This window comes from Gemmatimonadota bacterium (assembly GCA_022560615.1).
Classification (GTDB): Bacteria; Gemmatimonadota; Gemmatimonadetes; order Longimicrobiales; family Gaopeijiaceae; genus UBA1138.
This window is the reverse complement of record JADFSR010000026.1, coordinates 30,585-45,194: the sequence shown is the minus strand read 5'-3', so window position 1 is coordinate 45,194 and position 14,610 is coordinate 30,585. Positions and strand designations below refer to the sequence as shown.

Annotated in this window: 15 protein-coding genes; 10 read left to right on the top strand and 5 right to left on the bottom strand. The window is 65.0% G+C overall.

All coding sequences use genetic code 11. The features are described 5' to 3' along the window. Positions 1-34 precede the first annotated feature (34 nt). Together IIB36_14250 and IIB36_14245 are read left to right on the top strand one after the other, a co-directional pair. Complete coding sequence (locus IIB36_14250; protein ID MCH7532901.1) at positions 35-262, top strand: hypothetical protein; 228 nt, start codon at positions 35-37, stop codon at positions 260-262. Next, positions 259-666, top strand: a complete 408-nt coding sequence (locus IIB36_14245; GenBank protein MCH7532900.1) for a type II toxin-antitoxin system VapC family toxin — start codon at positions 259-261, stop codon at positions 664-666. Before IIB36_14250 ends, IIB36_14245 begins: the two co-directional genes overlap by 4 nt. 32 nt (positions 667-698) lie before the next feature. Here IIB36_14245 and IIB36_14240 read toward each other — a convergent pair whose 3' ends face one another. Then, positions 699-2,957, bottom strand: a complete 2,259-nt coding sequence (locus IIB36_14240) for a M28 family peptidase (protein MCH7532899.1) — start codon at positions 2,955-2,957, stop codon at positions 699-701. Between IIB36_14240 and IIB36_14235 the strand changes: the two genes are divergently transcribed. The 8 genes from IIB36_14235 (at position 2,956) to IIB36_14200 (ending at position 9,116) form a co-directional block, all read left to right on the top strand. Continuing rightward, the gene (locus IIB36_14235) at positions 2,956-3,087 is read left to right on the top strand and encodes a DUF1905 domain-containing protein (protein ID MCH7532898.1); all 132 of its coding nucleotides are present in this window, start codon (positions 2,956-2,958) and stop codon (positions 3,085-3,087) included. The genes IIB36_14240 and IIB36_14235 overlap by 2 nt on opposite strands. 16 nt (positions 3,088-3,103) lie before the next feature. Next, a complete protein-coding gene (locus IIB36_14230; GenBank protein MCH7532897.1) occupies positions 3,104-3,430 on the top strand; it encodes a hypothetical protein in 327 nt (108 codons plus the stop codon). Further along, on the top strand, positions 3,427-3,840 hold the full coding sequence (locus IIB36_14225; GenBank protein MCH7532896.1) for a PIN domain-containing protein: 414 nt from the start codon (positions 3,427-3,429) through the stop codon (positions 3,838-3,840). Before IIB36_14230 ends, IIB36_14225 begins: the two co-directional genes overlap by 4 nt. 111 nt (positions 3,841-3,951) lie before the next feature. Next, positions 3,952-5,586 carry a sodium-dependent transporter gene (locus IIB36_14220; GenBank protein MCH7532895.1) on the top strand — a complete coding sequence of 545 codons (1,635 nt, stop codon included), beginning with the start codon at positions 3,952-3,954 and terminating at the stop codon, positions 5,584-5,586. 244 nt (positions 5,587-5,830) lie between these two features. After that, on the top strand, positions 5,831-7,621 hold the full coding sequence (locus tag IIB36_14215; GenBank protein ID MCH7532894.1) for a creatininase family protein: 1,791 nt from the start codon (positions 5,831-5,833) through the stop codon (positions 7,619-7,621). 91 nt (positions 7,622-7,712) lie between these two features. Continuing rightward, positions 7,713-8,369: a hypothetical protein gene (locus IIB36_14210; GenBank protein ID MCH7532893.1), complete on the top strand. Its 657-nt coding sequence runs from the start codon at positions 7,713-7,715 to the stop codon at positions 8,367-8,369. 32 nt (positions 8,370-8,401) lie between these two features. Then, positions 8,402-8,944 (top strand): RNA polymerase sigma factor, encoded by a 543-nt coding sequence (locus IIB36_14205; protein MCH7532892.1) that lies wholly within the window; start codon positions 8,402-8,404, stop codon positions 8,942-8,944. Positions 8,945-8,951: 7 nt separating this feature from the next. Beyond that, entirely contained in the window at positions 8,952-9,116 is a 165-nt protein-coding gene (locus IIB36_14200) for a hypothetical protein (protein ID MCH7532891.1), read from the top strand. Here the strand turns inward: IIB36_14200 and IIB36_14195 are convergent. The 4 genes from IIB36_14195 to IIB36_14180 form a co-directional block, all read right to left on the bottom strand. Beyond that, positions 9,109-12,252 (bottom strand): glycosyl hydrolase, encoded by a 3,144-nt coding sequence (locus IIB36_14195; GenBank protein ID MCH7532890.1) that lies wholly within the window; start codon positions 12,250-12,252, stop codon positions 9,109-9,111. The two genes, IIB36_14200 and IIB36_14195, sit on opposite strands and share 8 nt — an antisense overlap. Before the next feature lie 99 nt (positions 12,253-12,351). After that, entirely contained in the window at positions 12,352-13,554 is a 1,203-nt protein-coding gene (locus IIB36_14190; protein ID MCH7532889.1) for a DegT/DnrJ/EryC1/StrS family aminotransferase, read from the bottom strand. Between the two features lie 23 nt (positions 13,555-13,577). Beyond that, a complete protein-coding gene (locus tag IIB36_14185) occupies positions 13,578-14,333 on the bottom strand; it encodes a 1-acyl-sn-glycerol-3-phosphate acyltransferase (protein MCH7532888.1) in 756 nt (251 codons plus the stop codon). A gap of 8 nt (positions 14,334-14,341) precedes the next feature. After that, positions 14,342-14,587 carry an acyl carrier protein gene (locus tag IIB36_14180; protein MCH7532887.1) on the bottom strand — a complete coding sequence of 82 codons (246 nt, stop codon included), beginning with the start codon at positions 14,585-14,587 and terminating at the stop codon, positions 14,342-14,344. Positions 14,588-14,610 lie beyond the last annotated feature (23 nt).

Sequence of the window (14,610 nt, the reverse complement as noted above, 5' to 3'; positions counted from 1 at the left end):
TGTCGCGCATGTGCAAGCCTCGAGCATGTCTGTGATGATCCAGGTTAGAAATGTCCCTGAGCCTCTCCACCGCGAGTTGGTGCGCAGGGCGAGCCTACGCGGTCAGAGCTTGACCGCGTACGTCCAGCAGATTCTGGAACGCGAAGTCCGTCGGCCGCCTCGCGCGGAAGTCGTGCGGCGAATCATGGAGCTGGAGCCCGTCAAGCTCGATCTGCCGATCTCGGACCTGATCCGGGAAGAACGTGACGCGCGCTCGGGATGATGCAGGCGGTCGTCTTCGATGCCTCAGCCATCGTCGGATTCATCTTGGACCCACCCAGTCACCCGCTGGTGGTGGAGATGGTCGAGAACGAGGCTTGCGAGATTCTCGTACCGCATGTCTGTGATCTCGAGATTGTTTTGGCCCTACGCAGTGTCGTCCGCCGTCGGCTAGCGGATGCCGACCGGGCACGAGCCGCCCTTCGTCATTATATGGAGCTCCCGATCGAGCGCCTCTCTCACCTCCCGTTTCTCGACCGCGTGTTCGAGATGCGCGACAACTTCTCCGCATATGATGCCGTGTACGTGGCGCTGGCGGACGCCTTCGAGGCGCCGTTCCACACGGCCGATGCACAGCTCGCCCGCGCCGTCCGCGAACACACGGGGGTCCAGGTCGCAGAGGTGTGAGTTCCGCTCGCGATCCACCCCGTAGTTGAGCCCTAGCCGAGCACCTCCACCGCCTCCTCCAGCCCATCGCTCACCCGGTCCAACGCCGCGGCGATCTCCCGTACGAAGAGCCGCACCTCCTCCCACTCCCGCTCCTCGATGCCCTCCCGCACGCCAGGAAGCGTCTTCACGCCATACCCGGTCCAGAAGCCCGGCGCGTAGATCATGTGGCGGTACCAGGGGCGCCGCGGCAGCCCCTCGCGGCGCGTCATGCGCTGCTCCATTCCCTGCAGGATGTCATTCAACCGGTCGGCCACGTCCCTGTCCACGCCGCTTTGGCCCCAGTGGCCCATCGTCGAAGCGAGTCGTTCGTCGTACTGGGCGGCCGCCCCTTCCAGACGCGTGATGGCGTTCTGGAGGGGAGCGAAGTTCAGGTAAGGTACGGGCTCCTTCCTGTCGGGGGGCACGTAGGTCTTGGTGGGGTCGGCGGCCAGGACGAAGGCCCCTTCGTCTACCAGGCGGTTATGGCGTACCGTTTCGGTCCGCATGGTCTCGGCCAACTGCTCCACTTCGTTCAGGTACGTGCGCACGTTGTCGGCGAAGTTGCCGAATCGCAGCGGGATCACGTCCGCGTTGGCCAGGCGCAGTGTGGCCCGCCCGGCCGTCTCGGCGAGCGCGACTCCATACTCGAACGTGGGATCGCCGAAGCGCGTGTAGTGATCGAAGGAGTCGAAGATGGAATGGTACGATCCGCCTCCGTTCTCACCGCCGTACCCGATGTTCAACGATGCGATACCCAGGTGCTGGAGGAATGGAGTGTAGTCCGACCCCGACCCGAGCGGAGAGATAGGAAGGTCGGTGCGAGCGGCCGCTTCGCTGTCATCGCTCACCAGAATCCGGGCCCTCAGCCGCTCTCGCACCGAGACGCCAGTCTGTGGGTCCTGCACGTCGGGGCCGATCTGGTTTACGAAGCGTTCCAGTGTGTGAGACCCACCGACGCCCAAGAAGCCGCGGCCGTTCCCGTCAGTATTGATGTACGCCACGGCCTTGTCCTGCAACTCGTCCCGGTGGTGCTCGGCCCATTCGGTCGACCCCAGAAGTCCGGGCTCCTCAGCATCCCACGCTGTGTACACGATGGTTCGCTTCGGCCTCCATCCCGATCGCGCCAGCTCTCCGACCACGCGGGCTTCCTCCAGGAGGGCGACCATGCCGCTCAAGGGATCCCCAGCGCCGAACACCCATCCGTCGAAGTGGTTTCCACGGATGACCCACTGATCGGGGTACTCCGACCCACGTAGGACGGCGATCACGTCATAGGCGGGCGTCAGGTCCCAGTTGAACGCCACCCTCATGTGAACCCGTGCGGGGCCTGGACCGAGGTGATAGGTGAGGGGCAGAGCCCCCCGCCACGACGCGGGCGCGACCGGACCCTCCAAGGCCTCCAGGATTGGCTTGGCGTCGCCGTAGGAGATGGGGAGCACCGGGATCTTCATGATCGTGGGGGACTCCTCCACGGTGTACCGCTCGGCATCGGCAGTGGCGCCTACGCCGGGGGTGAGCGGATCCCCGGGATATTGGGGCATGTCCTCGACCGAGCCTCGCTGGACACCGTGCTCCATGCGATAGGGGCCGTCGGGATACACATCGCCCTGGAAGTATCCGTCATCGCGGGGGTCGGAGTAGATGAGCGTGGCGATGGCGCCCCGATCTGCCGCCACCTTCGGCTTGATGCCGCGCCATGATCCGCCGTAGCGCGCGAGTACGATCTTGCCGCGAACGTCGATCCCGCGGCGCTCGAGCTCCTCGTAGTCGCCGGGAATTCCGTAGTTCACGTAGACCACTTCCGCCTCGACGTCGCCATCCGCGGAATAAGCGTTGTACGGGGGCAGCCGGTCCTGGGTCACACCCGACGTGGCGTCGGCTTCCAGCACGGGCTCGGCGAGCCTGAGCATGTAGCGTGTGGGAGCCACAAGCTCCACCATACGCTCCCGGGGCGTGGGGAAGAGGACCTGATACTCGTCGATCCGTGTGTCGAAGCCCCAGGACCGGAACTGCTCGGCGATCCACTCGGCGTTGGCTTTTGCGCCCGGCGACCCGACGTGGGTGGGATGGCGGCTGAGCTGCCGCATCCAGTCTCGAAGGTTGTCGGCGTCGAGTTGCGCGTCGAAGCGCGCCTCGAGATCGCGCTGCACGCGTGTGCTCTCGGCGGTGAAGCCCAGTAGCGTGTCGTCGGCGCTCTGGGTGGGAGTGAACGCGAGCGTGGCGACGCCGGTCAGGACAGCCAGGCTGAGACGTACGTGAACGCGGGGCATCGATTCCTCCACACAGGGTGGTCCAGCAAGTGGTCCCTCCGTCACGGAAGGCTGGGGCCGCACACCCGTCGTCGCAACGGTTGACGGGCACACGTGGAAGACCAGCGCTGGCCTTGACTGGATACACTGATCACGTATCATGATTCATGAAGCACTATCATGATTCCAAGTCCCGTCCTCCACGGGCGGCCGAACCGGTGCAGGTGTACTTGCGTTCGGAGGAACGGGAGCGCCTCGCCCGGCTCACCAAGGAGTTGGACACGACGAAGTCCGATGTGCTGCGCCGTGGGCTCGAGGCGCTCGAGCGACAGATGACCGATCCGGAACAACATCCCGCGCTCTGCGTCATCGGAATCGTCGGACCCTCCTCGGCAGTCCGGGCAGGTGGAGTAGATGAGGCTCGAGAGCACGACCGCGTGCTGGCGGACGATGAGGAGGCATCCTGGCGTTCGGCTGGAGCCGAGGATCAATGAGGGGCCCACTTTTCGTCGACACGAGCGCTTGGTATCCCTTGGCCGACTCCTTGCACTCGGACCATGAACTGCTCGCGGCCGCTCTGCGGGCGCGGGTGCATGCGGGGGCACGGATCGTGACAACGAACCTGGTGCTCGCGGAGACGCACGCGCTGCTCTTGCGCCGGGCTGGTCGGGACATAGCGCTCACGTTCGCGCGTACCGTGCGACAGCCTCCCAACTCTGTGGAGTACAGCACGGCCGAGCGCGAAGAGGCGGCACTCAGCAACTGGTTGGAACGGTTCAGCGACCAGCGCTTCTCGCTTACAGACGCGGTGAGCTTCGTCGTCATGGCTGAGTTGGGGATCCGTGAAGCGTTGGCCCTCGACCAGCACTTCGCTACGGCCGGTTTCGTGTTGATCTCCGACTAGCGGGCGACCGCGTCTTCCCCTTGCCCGACCCGCCGGGGAAGTGGATCATCCGCGTCGCTCGGTCTGGCGCTGCGGACACCGAGAGAAGAACACCCAGTCACGGAGAGGCGAATGACGGGAAAGAAGGAGCGGTGGGGGTCCCGATTGGGCGTCATCCTGGCGGTCTCGGGCTCGGCGGTCGGGCTCGGGAACTTCCTGCGCTTTCCGGGGCAGGCCGCCGCCAACGGGGGAGGCGCGTTCCTCATCCCGTACTTCTGCGCGCTGATCTTCCTCGGCATCCCGATCTGCTGGGCCGAGTGGGCCATGGGACGGTATGGCGGCCAAAAGGGCTTCCACTCCGCGCCCGCGATCCTCGGCGTGATCGGCAAGGGCCGAATCGCTCGGTACCTGGGCGTGACCGGCGTCATGATTCCGCTCGCGGTCTCGTTCTACTACACGTTCATCGCCGCCTGGTGCTTGGGTTACTTCTACGCTTACGTGACGGGCACGATCGGCATCGACGGCACGATGGCTTTGGCGGAGCAGACGTCCGCCTCGACACGGTTCTACAACGACTTCACCGGTACCGCCGGCAACGGGCTCATGTTCGGCGCGGGCCGCGTGCCGACGATCGTCTTTTGGGTTCTGACGTTCGGGCTGAACGTCTACCTCATCCTACGTGGACTCTCGAAGGGTATCGAGAAGTTCGTTTCGTTCGCGATGCCGATCATGGCCGTGTGTGCGCTTATCGTGCTGATCCGAGTGCTGACACTCGGCACGCCAAACCCGGAGCTGCCGGATCAGAACGTGATGGCTGGCCTCGCCTACATGTGGAATCCCGACTTCGGTGCGCTGCTCCGCCCGCGGACGTGGCTCGCCGCGGCGGGGCAGATCTTCTTCAGCATCTCGGTGGGCTTCGGCATCATCATCAACTACGCGTCGTACCTGAAGCGCAACGACGATGTGGCGCTGTCCGGGCTCACGGCGGCTGCGACCAACGAGGCGTTCGAGGTCGGCTTCGGCGGCCTGATCACACTCACGGCTTCGTTTGTCTTTCTCGGCCTGACCGGCACGGTCGCGGCCGTGCAGACGGGCACGTTCGGCCTCGGTTTCCAGACCCTGCCTGTGGTCTTCGCCCAGATGGGCACGATCGGCCCGGCGGTGGGCGCCGTTTGGTTCTTCATGCTCTTCTTGGCCGCGGTGACGAGCTCGTTGTCGATGTATCAGCCGGCGGTCGCCTTCCTTCAGGAGTCCCTCGGCGTGGACCGGAAGCGCGGCACGCTCTACATGGTCGGGCTCTGCCTCGTTGGCTCCTTCATGGTCATCTACTTCACGGAGGGCGCGGTCTTCTGGAGCACGATCGACTTTTGGGTAGGCACCTTCCTGATCTTGATCATGGCGCTGGTCGAGATCATCTGCTTCAGCTGGATCTTCGGGATCGACATCGGGTGGGACGAGATCCATCACGGCGCTCAGATCCGGATTCCGGCGGTCTTCCGCTTCATCATGAAGTACGTCGCGCCGGTATATCTGCTGGTGGTGCTCGTCATGTTCTGCATCACCGACCTGCCGGCGTCGATCGGCCAGATCGGTGAGCAGCCATTGGCACAGCTCGCGCTCGCGCTCATCGCGGTGACGATGATCGTGCTCGTGGCCTGCGTGAGGGTCGGCGAGAAGCGCTGGAAGGCGGCCGGACTCGATTTGGATGGCAAGGAGATGTTGCCTGAGTGGACACCAGAGGCCGCGGCCAGGGAGGCGGTAGAATGACGATCGGTGGATGGATTCTGATGGTTGGCTCGCTGAGCTTCGTGTGGGGTCTGGTGGGGTGGTGTTATTGGAAGGTTTTGAGGACGCCGGACGGGGGGGAGTAGGGCGAGAGCGGCGTTGCTCGTCCGCGACCCCGCGTTTGCCCGTTCAGCCCAAAGGCTGAATACTCAACAGCGCTGAATACTCAACAGCTTCGTAACCACACCTGTCTGGAGCGTCAAAGACCGACCTCCCGGAGACGACCATGAAGACCCTCCTCTTGACCGTCAGCTTCGCGCTCGTGCTGAGCACGCCTGTTCTCGCACAGCAGCGGCGGGCTCCCGACCCCCGCGACCTGGGTGGTGGGCGGTGTGAAGCCAACGTCTACAACTGCGCGGACACCCCGAACCCACTGCCCACGGCGACGACGGTTTGGGTGGAGGAAATGACGTGGATGGATGTGCGCGACGCTCTGGCCGCCGGGAAGACGACGGTGCTGATCCCGACGGGCGGCATGGAGCCGAACGGTCCGTGGTTGGCCACCGGGAAGCACAACTACGTGCTGCATACCAACTGCGAGGCGATCGCCCGCCGGCTCGGCGACGCCCTGTGCGCTCCCATCATCCCGTTCGTGCCGGAAGGCGACATCGAACCCCCGAGCGGTCACATGAGGAGCCCGGGCACGATCAGCACCCGCCAGGAGACGTTCGAGGCCGTGCTCACCGATGTCGCGCACTCCTTCAGGATGCACGGCTTCAAAAAGATCATCTTCTTCGGCGACTCCGGCGGGAATCAAGGCGGCCAACGCGCGGTGGCGGACCGGCTCACGGAGCGGTGGGGTGGCAATCCGGTCGTGGCCCACGTCCAGGAGTATTACGACTACGCGAGCGTGACGCGGTACATGGAGGAAGAGCACGGCGTGATTTGGGGTGAAGCGGACAATCTGCACGACGACCCGATCATCTCGCTCAACATGTTCATCGACGACCCGAGCTCGATCCGCTGGGCCGAGCGCGTGGAGGCTGGCCTCGCCACGATCAACGGCGTCTCGATGGCCGATCGCGTGAAAAATCTGGAGCTGGCCCGCGCGCTCGTCGCGTTCCGGGCGAGCCATACCGTGAGCGCGATCAACGCTGCGATCGAAAACGGAGGGACGGTGCCTCCTCCTGTTCGCCCCCAGCGAGCGGGCGGTGGCGGCCGGGGTGCGGCTGGTGGTCGGGGCGGTCGAGGCCAGCGCCCGGCGCCCGATCCGCGCACGATGGGTGGTGGGGACTGCCGTCAGAACACGTACAACTGTTCGGACACGCCGAACCCGTTGCCCGAAACCAACACGGTGTGGCTCGGGGAAATGACGTGGATGGATATCCGCGACGCGCTCGCCGCTGGAAAGACCACTGCGATCATCGCGACCGGTGGCATGGAGCCGAACGGTCCCTGGCTCGTCACCGGTAAGCACAACTACGTGCTCGACGCCAACTGCGAGGCGATCGCGCGCAATCTGGGCAATGCGCTCTGCGCCCCGATCGTGAAGTGGGTTCCTGAGGGCGATATCGAACCCCAATCGGGCCACATGCGCAGCCCGGGCACGATCAGCCTTCGTCAGGAGACCTTCGAGGCTCTGCTGACCGATATCGCGCACAGCCTCAAAGTGCACGGCTTCGAGAACATCATCTTCATCGGCGACTCAGGTGGTAACCGCTCCGGCATGAACAACGTCGCAGAGACGCTGACCGCCCAATGGGCGGGTGAAGCCAAGGCGATTCACATCCCCGAGTACTACCGTGCGCCCGAAGGTTCGCGGAATGTCCTGCGTGAGAGGGGTCTGGTCACCGACGCCATGCCCGATGATGGGCTGCACGACGGCCCAGGGATCACCCTCAACATGATGGCCTCCGATCCCGCGTCGGTCCGGTGGGCCGAACGCATGGAGACGGGCCAGGCAATAATCGATGGCTTTTCGCTCGAGGACCTGGAGCGCGCTCTCATGCTGGGCCGTGAGATCTCCGAGGCGCGCGCGGCACGTACCGCGGATCTGATCCGGGAGCGCACGCGGTAACGGTATCCCGTAGCCCGACGGGGGCATGCAACCCTATCACCCCCCTGTGTCACTGTGCAGCACACGAGCACACGGCACGGGGGGGGGTGCGATGCGGACGATCGGGATGCTTGCGGTCATGCTGACAACGGCGGGTACGCTTTCCGCGCAGAGTGTGGAGAGCGGTCGAGCGGGCGCGCGCGAAGTACTTCCGCGCACCCTGGAGATGGATCTGGCACGGAGCGCCGCTCCTCCGACGGTTTCACAGGAGGCCACCGTTCTGCTGTGGAACGGTAACGGCTTCGACGTGGGCCACGAGGGCTCGAACGGCGTGACGTGCTACGTCGCGCGCAGTTGGCCAGACAGCCTGGAGCCGCATTGCTTCGACGAAGAAGGTGCGCGCACGATCCTGCCGATCCACCTTCGGCAGATGGAGCTCTGGGACCAAGGCAAGAGCGGCGAGGAAATCGAGGCGGTAGTCGCCGAGGGTCTGAGGACCGGCGAATTTCGGCTGCCGAGCCGCCCCGTGATCTCCTACATGATGTCGGCCGGACAGGAGCTGATCAGCGATGAAGGCCAGCCAGCCGGAGCCTGGCGGCCCCATCTCATGATCTACTTCCCGTACCTGACCGAAGAGGCGATTGGGCTGAGTGGGCCGCCGTCTCCCGAGGCAGCGATGATCGTGGACCCTGGGACGCCCCTCTCGAACATCCTCGTGGTAGTGGACGACTTTGCGACCGTGACAGCCGAAAGCACCGTGCGTCGATGACGTGCGGCGCATGGTGAGCGGGGGTTGCTGTCGTGAGCGTCGCCGACGTCGAGGGGGTCGACGAGGCGGCGCTGATTCGGGAAGTCGTGCGCGGCAGCGAGCAGGCGTTCCGGCAGATGTACCGGGAGCATTCGCCCGCGCTCTTCCGGCTCGCGCTGCGCATGACCGGCGGTTCGGAGTCCGCTGCGGAGGACGTGCTGCAGGAGGGGTGGTGGCGAGCCGTACGCGGTCTGAAGTCGTTCGAGGCTCGGTCGTCTCTGCGCACCTGGCTGTCGTCGATCGTGGTGCGTTGCGCGCTGGAGCGGATTCGGTGGGAGCAGCGGGACGGAGAGGCACTACCGGAGGAGCTGCCGCCGTCTCCAGACTCGCACGACATGGCAAGCAAGCTCGACCTCGAGCGCGCATTCGAAGCGATGCCGTCCGGGTATCGGACGGTACGGGTTGAGGGGGCGTGGCGCGCTCCACCGATCCAACACGACGCTGCGGATGAGGATGCTCCAGGCGGCTGCCGCTGTAGTGCTGTTCGTGTCTGGATGGGGCACGGCGCAGATCGGTCGGGGCGTGCCGGTCGATGAGCGGTACATGCTTCTGCTCTGGGAAGGGCCCGAGTTCCGAGCCGACCAGAGTCTGGCCGAGGAGTACGGCACCTGGGGTCGGACCGTGGGCGAAAGCGGTATCCCCATCTCGGGGGATGAGCTCGGGCCGTCGCGCCGGTGGTGGTGCGCTGACTACGTTCCCCTCAACTGATCGGCCCGCGGCGCTCGAGCGGTCCGATGATCGCTCCGAAGCCGTACTGCCCGAGCAGATCGTTGAACGCATCGAGCCTCGGTCCGAGCAGGTCTTGCACCGTCGAACGGTGCCGAGTCCACCGTATGCGTAGGTCCCCGAGCACGTCGTGCGAGCCTCGCGTCACGCCCGCCTCCGCGCGCTCGGCGTTTCCGTGCAATACGATGTACTGGAACTTGAGGCGAGATGGGAAGTTGATCACGGTCTGTCCGTCTACGACCCGTGCCTGGTAGAGCGAGTCTGCGACGGCTTCCAGATCGGCGGTGAGTTCGTCCGCGGCTTCCCCGACTACGTCGGCGCCTTCCCGGCCCTCGATACGGCCGACCAGCGTGCCGATCTGCTCCTCTACGTCGTTCACGTCCATGGCGGAGCGGTGGATCTCGGTCAGCTCGGCGGCGACCTGCGCGACGAACTCGTCCTGCTCGATGAACTCGGCCAGGTCTGTGTCGACGCGTGGATCCATGCGCACCTCGAGTGGCTGGGTCATCGTGACGTCGCCTGCGGTGAGCCGGACCTGGTAGGTGCCTGGCACCACGCGCCTGCCGGCGAGTGATCCGAAGACGTACGCACCCGGGATGTTCGGGATCTGCTCGTGGCGGAGATTCCATACGACTCGGTTGTGTCCGGCGCTCAGCGACATGGGCTCGGCACCCGGGCTGAGGTCATCGTCGGGATGTGTCGAGTAGGTTCGAATGACGTCCCCGCCGGTGCCGAGGATCTCGACGGCGACGGTGTCGCCCTCCGCGGGTTCTTCTGCCAGGTGGAAGTTCAGCACTGCGCCGTTCGGCGGATTCTGCCCGACGTTGTTCGCGGAACCACCGGAGCCACCGCTCGCCAGGCGATAGGCGTGGCGCGGCGGCAGCAGATGCGTCTCGCTCGGCTGGACGTCCAGCGCGGTCTGCAAAGGGGTCAGGTCGTCCAGGATCCAGAAGCCCCGGCCGGACGTTGCTGCCACGAGGTCGTTCTCGCGACGCTGGATGATGAGGTCGTTGATGGGCGTATTTGGCAGGTTGAGTCGCAGAGACTGCCACTGCTCCCCACTGTCCCACGATACGTAGATCCCCGTCTCGGTTCCTAGGTACAACAAACCGGGCCTCACCGGGTCTTCGCGAACGACCTTCACCCAATCTTCCTCAGCGATCCCGTTCGTGCGGTCGTCCCAGTTCTCTCCGTAGTCGTTGGTGACCAGCACGTGCGGCGTGAAGTCGTTGAACTTGTACCGCGTGTACGCGACGTACGCCGTCGCGGGATCGTGCGGTGAGACTTCGATGGCGTTGATCTGGCCCTCGTCGAGCCCCTCCGGGGTTACGTCGGTCCAGGTCGCGCCGTCGTCGCGGGTCAGGTGGATCAGCCCGTCGTCGCTGCCCGTCCAGATCGTACCGCGCTCGTGCTCGGACTCGATCATGTAGTAGATCGTCCCGTAGATCTCGCCCCCGGCGCCCTCGCCCGTAATCGGGCCACCGCCATATCCCTGCTTGTCGTCCTCGTCGCGGGTCAGGTCCGGGCTGATCTCCTCCCACGTCATGCCGCGGTCGCGCGTGCGCACGAGGTGGTTCGACGCGTGGTAGATCGTGCTGTAGTCGTGCGGCGACGCGACGATGGGCGCGTTCCAGTTGTACCGGTATCTCATCTCGCGGCTCTGGAGGGCCGCGGGCACCACCGGATACACGCCGACATCCCTGGAACCGGTGGTTCGGTGGTCGTACTCACTGATGATGCCCATGTAGCATCCTGCATAAACGAAGCGCGGGTCGTCGGGATCGAAGGCCGTGTAGGCGCTCTCACACCCTCCCACCGGGTACCAGTCCTTCCACGTGATGCCGCCGTTGCCCATGCTCGCGATCGCGACCGAGCTGTTGTCTTGCTGGCCGCCGTAAACGTGGTAGGGGAAACGGTTGTCCACGTTGACGCGGTAGAACTGCGCGGTCGGTTGATTCCGTTGCGTGGACCAAGAGTCTCCGCCGTTGAAGGAGACGTTGGCGCCGCCGTCGTTGGCGTTGATCATGGTCTCGCTGTCGTTCGGATTGATCCACAGATCGTGCGTGTCGCCGTGCGGCACACCGACGACGGTGAAGTTCCGACCGCCGTCGATGGATCGCATCATCGGGGCGTTGAGCACGTAGACAGTCTCTTGGTCCAGCGGATCGGCGAAGATCTCGATGTAGTACCACGCGCGGGCGCGCGCCGACCAGTTGTCACTGACGAGTTCCCACGACTCGCCTCCATCGTCCGAGCGGAAGATGCCACCGCCCGGATCGGCCTCGACGATGGCGAACACCCGGTCGGGGTTCGCTCGCGACACGTCGATCGAGGTCTTGCCCATCAGCTCGGGCATACCGTTCTCGATTCGATTCCAGGTGTCTCCACCGTCCGTCGACTTCCAAAAACCGCTGCCCGGGCCGCCGCTCTGCACCTGCCAGGGTAGCCGACGATGCTCCCAGAACGCGGCGTACAGGATACGCGGATTGCTCATGTCCATGGAGAGGTCGGACGCGCCTGAGTTCTCGTCGACGTAGAGAATCTTCTCCCACGTCCCCCCACCATCTTCCGAACGATAGATGCCGCGCTCCTCGTTCGCGCCGTACGGCGCGCCCTGCGCCGCCACGTACACGAGGTCGGGATTGGTGGGGTGGACGCGTATTCGTGAGATTGCCCGTGTGCGATCGAGTCCCGCGTGGGTCCAGGTCCGGCCGGCGTCCGTCGAGCGGTAGACGCCGTCTCCGTGGGACGTCATCACACCACGGATCGCGTGCTCGCCCATCCCGACGTAGACGACGTTCGGGTCGGACTCCGCGACCGCGATCGCACCGACCGAGGAGGTTGCGAGCTGGCCGTCGGAAACGTTGTCCCAGGTGATGCCCGCGTCGGTCGTCTTCCACACTCCACCGCCCACTGTGCCCATGTAGTACGTCATCGGCTCCGACGCCACGCCCACCGACGCCACCGAACGACCACCCCGGAATGGGCCGATCGAGCGCCACTCCATCTCCTGGAAGACGGAGGGGTCCACTACGGGCTCGGTTCCCTGTGTCCTCGCGGGCTCAGGGATCCCGACCAGGACCAGAGCGAACCACAACAGCCGGGGTGTCCGGAACATCGATCTCTCCACGGGGAGGAGTAAGTCGCAGTGTGAGGTGGCACACCATTCGGGATCACCGAGGGAGACGCAAGGGAACGGGGCGAGAAAGCCAACAGCCTAGGCTGGAATGGATGCCGTCTTCGCCACAGCGGTCACGATCCTTCCCAGGCGCCGCAGCTCGTGCGCGGGCATCTGAGGATCGAAGGGGAGATACACGCTCTCGGTGACGAGTCTCTTCGCGCCCAGTGGCGCGGCATCCGCGTCGGCGCCGTCCGTGACCACGTCGAGACGGCCGGACATCGGGTAAAAACCCTCGCTGCGAAGCTCTCGAGCCAGCGCGTCGCGGTCGGAGGTGAGGACCGGCAACAACCAATAGCTGTGGACGTCGGCGTCGCGCGTGGGTAGGTCGACTTCCGGTCCCAACGCCGCGCAGAGCGTGCGGCCCAGCTCGGTGCGTCTCGAGATCGCCGCGTTCCCTTCGCAGAGGCGTCGCTCGAGCAGCGCCAGCAATGCCGCGCACGGCTGGCGACGGATTGTGGTGAGCAGATCTTCGTTCCTCACGCTGCGTGTGAGCCCGTGAATGAGCTCCTCGTGGTCGATCCGCAGTGCGCCCAGCGCCGCGATGAACATGCCGAACAGATGAGGATTGGTGGAAGCCTTGAGGGCGCCGTACGTCATCAGCCGCCCTAGGTACTCGCGAGTGGGTTGTACCGGATCACTCTCCAGCAGCGAGCGCATTCGTTCTCGTACCTCCACATCCCTCACGCGCACGATCCCTCCTCCGACCGCGGTCGCCGTCTTCAGGGGGCCGAAGGAAAAGAGGTTGAGGTCCGCTTCGGCGTGCCCGGTCCACTCCGGGCCCGCGTATGCCTCGGCGCAGTCCTCGATCACCATGATCCCGTGACGCCGAGCGACCTCGACGGCGGGCTCGATGTCGAGTCGGGCTCCATAGAGATGTGTGAGCACCACGGCCCGCGTGCGTGGACCGATCAGTGCCTCGAGCTCAGCGACGTCCCACACTGTTGTGAGCGGGTCGATGTCCAACGGCACAGTGCGCAGACCATGGTGGTGGGCGAGGACCGGCATGTCGGGTACCGTGACGGCCGAGAAGATGATGTCGTCGCCCGCGTCCCACTGCATCGATCGCAGGAAGAGGTCGAACGCGGAGCGCACGGTGAGGCAGGCGATCGCGTCACCCTCTTCGGACCAGAGCCGCTCGACCCGGGCACGCACGGTCTGGCGGCGAGGAGGGGTGAGCGAAGACTCGAGCGCGAAGAACCAGTCTTCCCAACTGAAGTCGAGGCCCTTACACGGCCACATCACGGGTGCCCCTCCGACGGCGTCTAGACCGTCGCCCGCTGTCGTGCGAAGTACTTCTCCTCTAGCTGCACCAGGCGGTCTGCGATCTGGATCGCGAAGTCACGCGAGCGGCGCATGCCGGAATTCTCGGACTCGGGGCGGAACACTTCGAAGTCCACGTAGAACGAATCGCCCCGCTTCGGGATCGTCGACCACCTGTCCTGCCGGTCGCCACGCAGATACACGCATAGGGCGTGACAGTCGGGGATGGAATTCACGATCCTGCCCATACCGTGTGCGATCGTCTCCATCTGGATGCGGCCGGTCCGGCTGCGACCACCCTCCGCGAAGATGATTGCCGTGTCGCCGCGCGAAACGACGTGCTGGATGCGCTTGAGCACCTTCGAGACCTGTGCGCGCTCACCGCCGCGCACGATCGGGATGCACTTGGTCGCCCACGCGGCCATTCGGCTGATCCACACCGAGGCGAAGTTGTGGTACTCGGGTAGGTTCCACGGCACCCAGCGGTAGTGGAACACCAACCACCAGGGCCCGCCGAGCGCCCACGTCACCAAAGCCGAATCGACCATGGTCAGATGGTTGGGGCAGATCAGGATCGGCTTGTCGGTCTCCTTGACGAGCCTGCGGAAGCGTCGGCGAAGCTCCCTGACGTCTCGAATGCGATACCGCATGACGACGCTGAGCACGAAGATGGCCGAAGGAACCCAGACGACCGACCACAGCCTCCCGACCTCTCGTTGCAAGAAGAGGTTGAAGCGCGTTGCGGCAGGCAGACTCATCTCGACGCTCAGAGCTTGGCCGCGATGAGGGAGACGGCGTCCCCAATGGTATTCACATTGTCGGCGTCTTCGTCTTCGACCTCGATGTCGAAGGCGTCCTCGAAGTCGAGGATGACGTCTACCAGCCGCGCCGAGTTCACCTTCAGGTCCTGAAGGATGTTCGTTTCGTCGGTCGCCGACGCCAAGGCGTCTTTGTCTTTGGCATAGACGGCGATGATTTCAACGATCTTAGCGCGGATCTCACTCTGATCCATGGGCGTGGTAGCTCCTGTGAGTT

Bases quoted from the DNA above. Each gene is read 5' to 3' on its own strand.
- IIB36_14250 (MCH7532901.1), top strand. From the start codon at position 35: ATGATCCAGGTTAGAAATGTCCCTGAGCCTCTCCACCGCGAGTTGGTG.
- IIB36_14245 (MCH7532900.1), top strand. From the start codon at position 259: ATGATGCAGGCGGTCGTCTTCGATGCCTCAGCCATCGTCGGATTCATC.
- IIB36_14240 (MCH7532899.1), bottom strand. From the start codon at position 2,957: ATGCCCCGCGTTCACGTACGTCTCAGCCTGGCTGTCCTGACCGGCGTC.
- IIB36_14230 (MCH7532897.1), top strand. From the start codon at position 3,104: ATGAAGCACTATCATGATTCCAAGTCCCGTCCTCCACGGGCGGCCGAA.
- IIB36_14225 (MCH7532896.1), top strand. From the start codon at position 3,427: ATGAGGGGCCCACTTTTCGTCGACACGAGCGCTTGGTATCCCTTGGCC.
- IIB36_14220 (MCH7532895.1), top strand. From the start codon at position 3,952: ATGACGGGAAAGAAGGAGCGGTGGGGGTCCCGATTGGGCGTCATCCTG.
- IIB36_14215 (MCH7532894.1), top strand. From the start codon at position 5,831: ATGAAGACCCTCCTCTTGACCGTCAGCTTCGCGCTCGTGCTGAGCACG.
- IIB36_14210 (MCH7532893.1), top strand. From the start codon at position 7,713: ATGCGGACGATCGGGATGCTTGCGGTCATGCTGACAACGGCGGGTACG.
- IIB36_14200 (MCH7532891.1), top strand. From the start codon at position 8,952: ATGCTTCTGCTCTGGGAAGGGCCCGAGTTCCGAGCCGACCAGAGTCTG.
- IIB36_14195 (MCH7532890.1), bottom strand. From the start codon at position 12,252: ATGTTCCGGACACCCCGGCTGTTGTGGTTCGCTCTGGTCCTGGTCGGG.
- IIB36_14190 (MCH7532889.1), bottom strand. From the start codon at position 13,554: ATGTGGCCGTGTAAGGGCCTCGACTTCAGTTGGGAAGACTGGTTCTTC.
- IIB36_14185 (MCH7532888.1), bottom strand. From the start codon at position 14,333: ATGAGTCTGCCTGCCGCAACGCGCTTCAACCTCTTCTTGCAACGAGAG.
- IIB36_14180 (MCH7532887.1), bottom strand. From the start codon at position 14,587: ATGGATCAGAGTGAGATCCGCGCTAAGATCGTTGAAATCATCGCCGTC.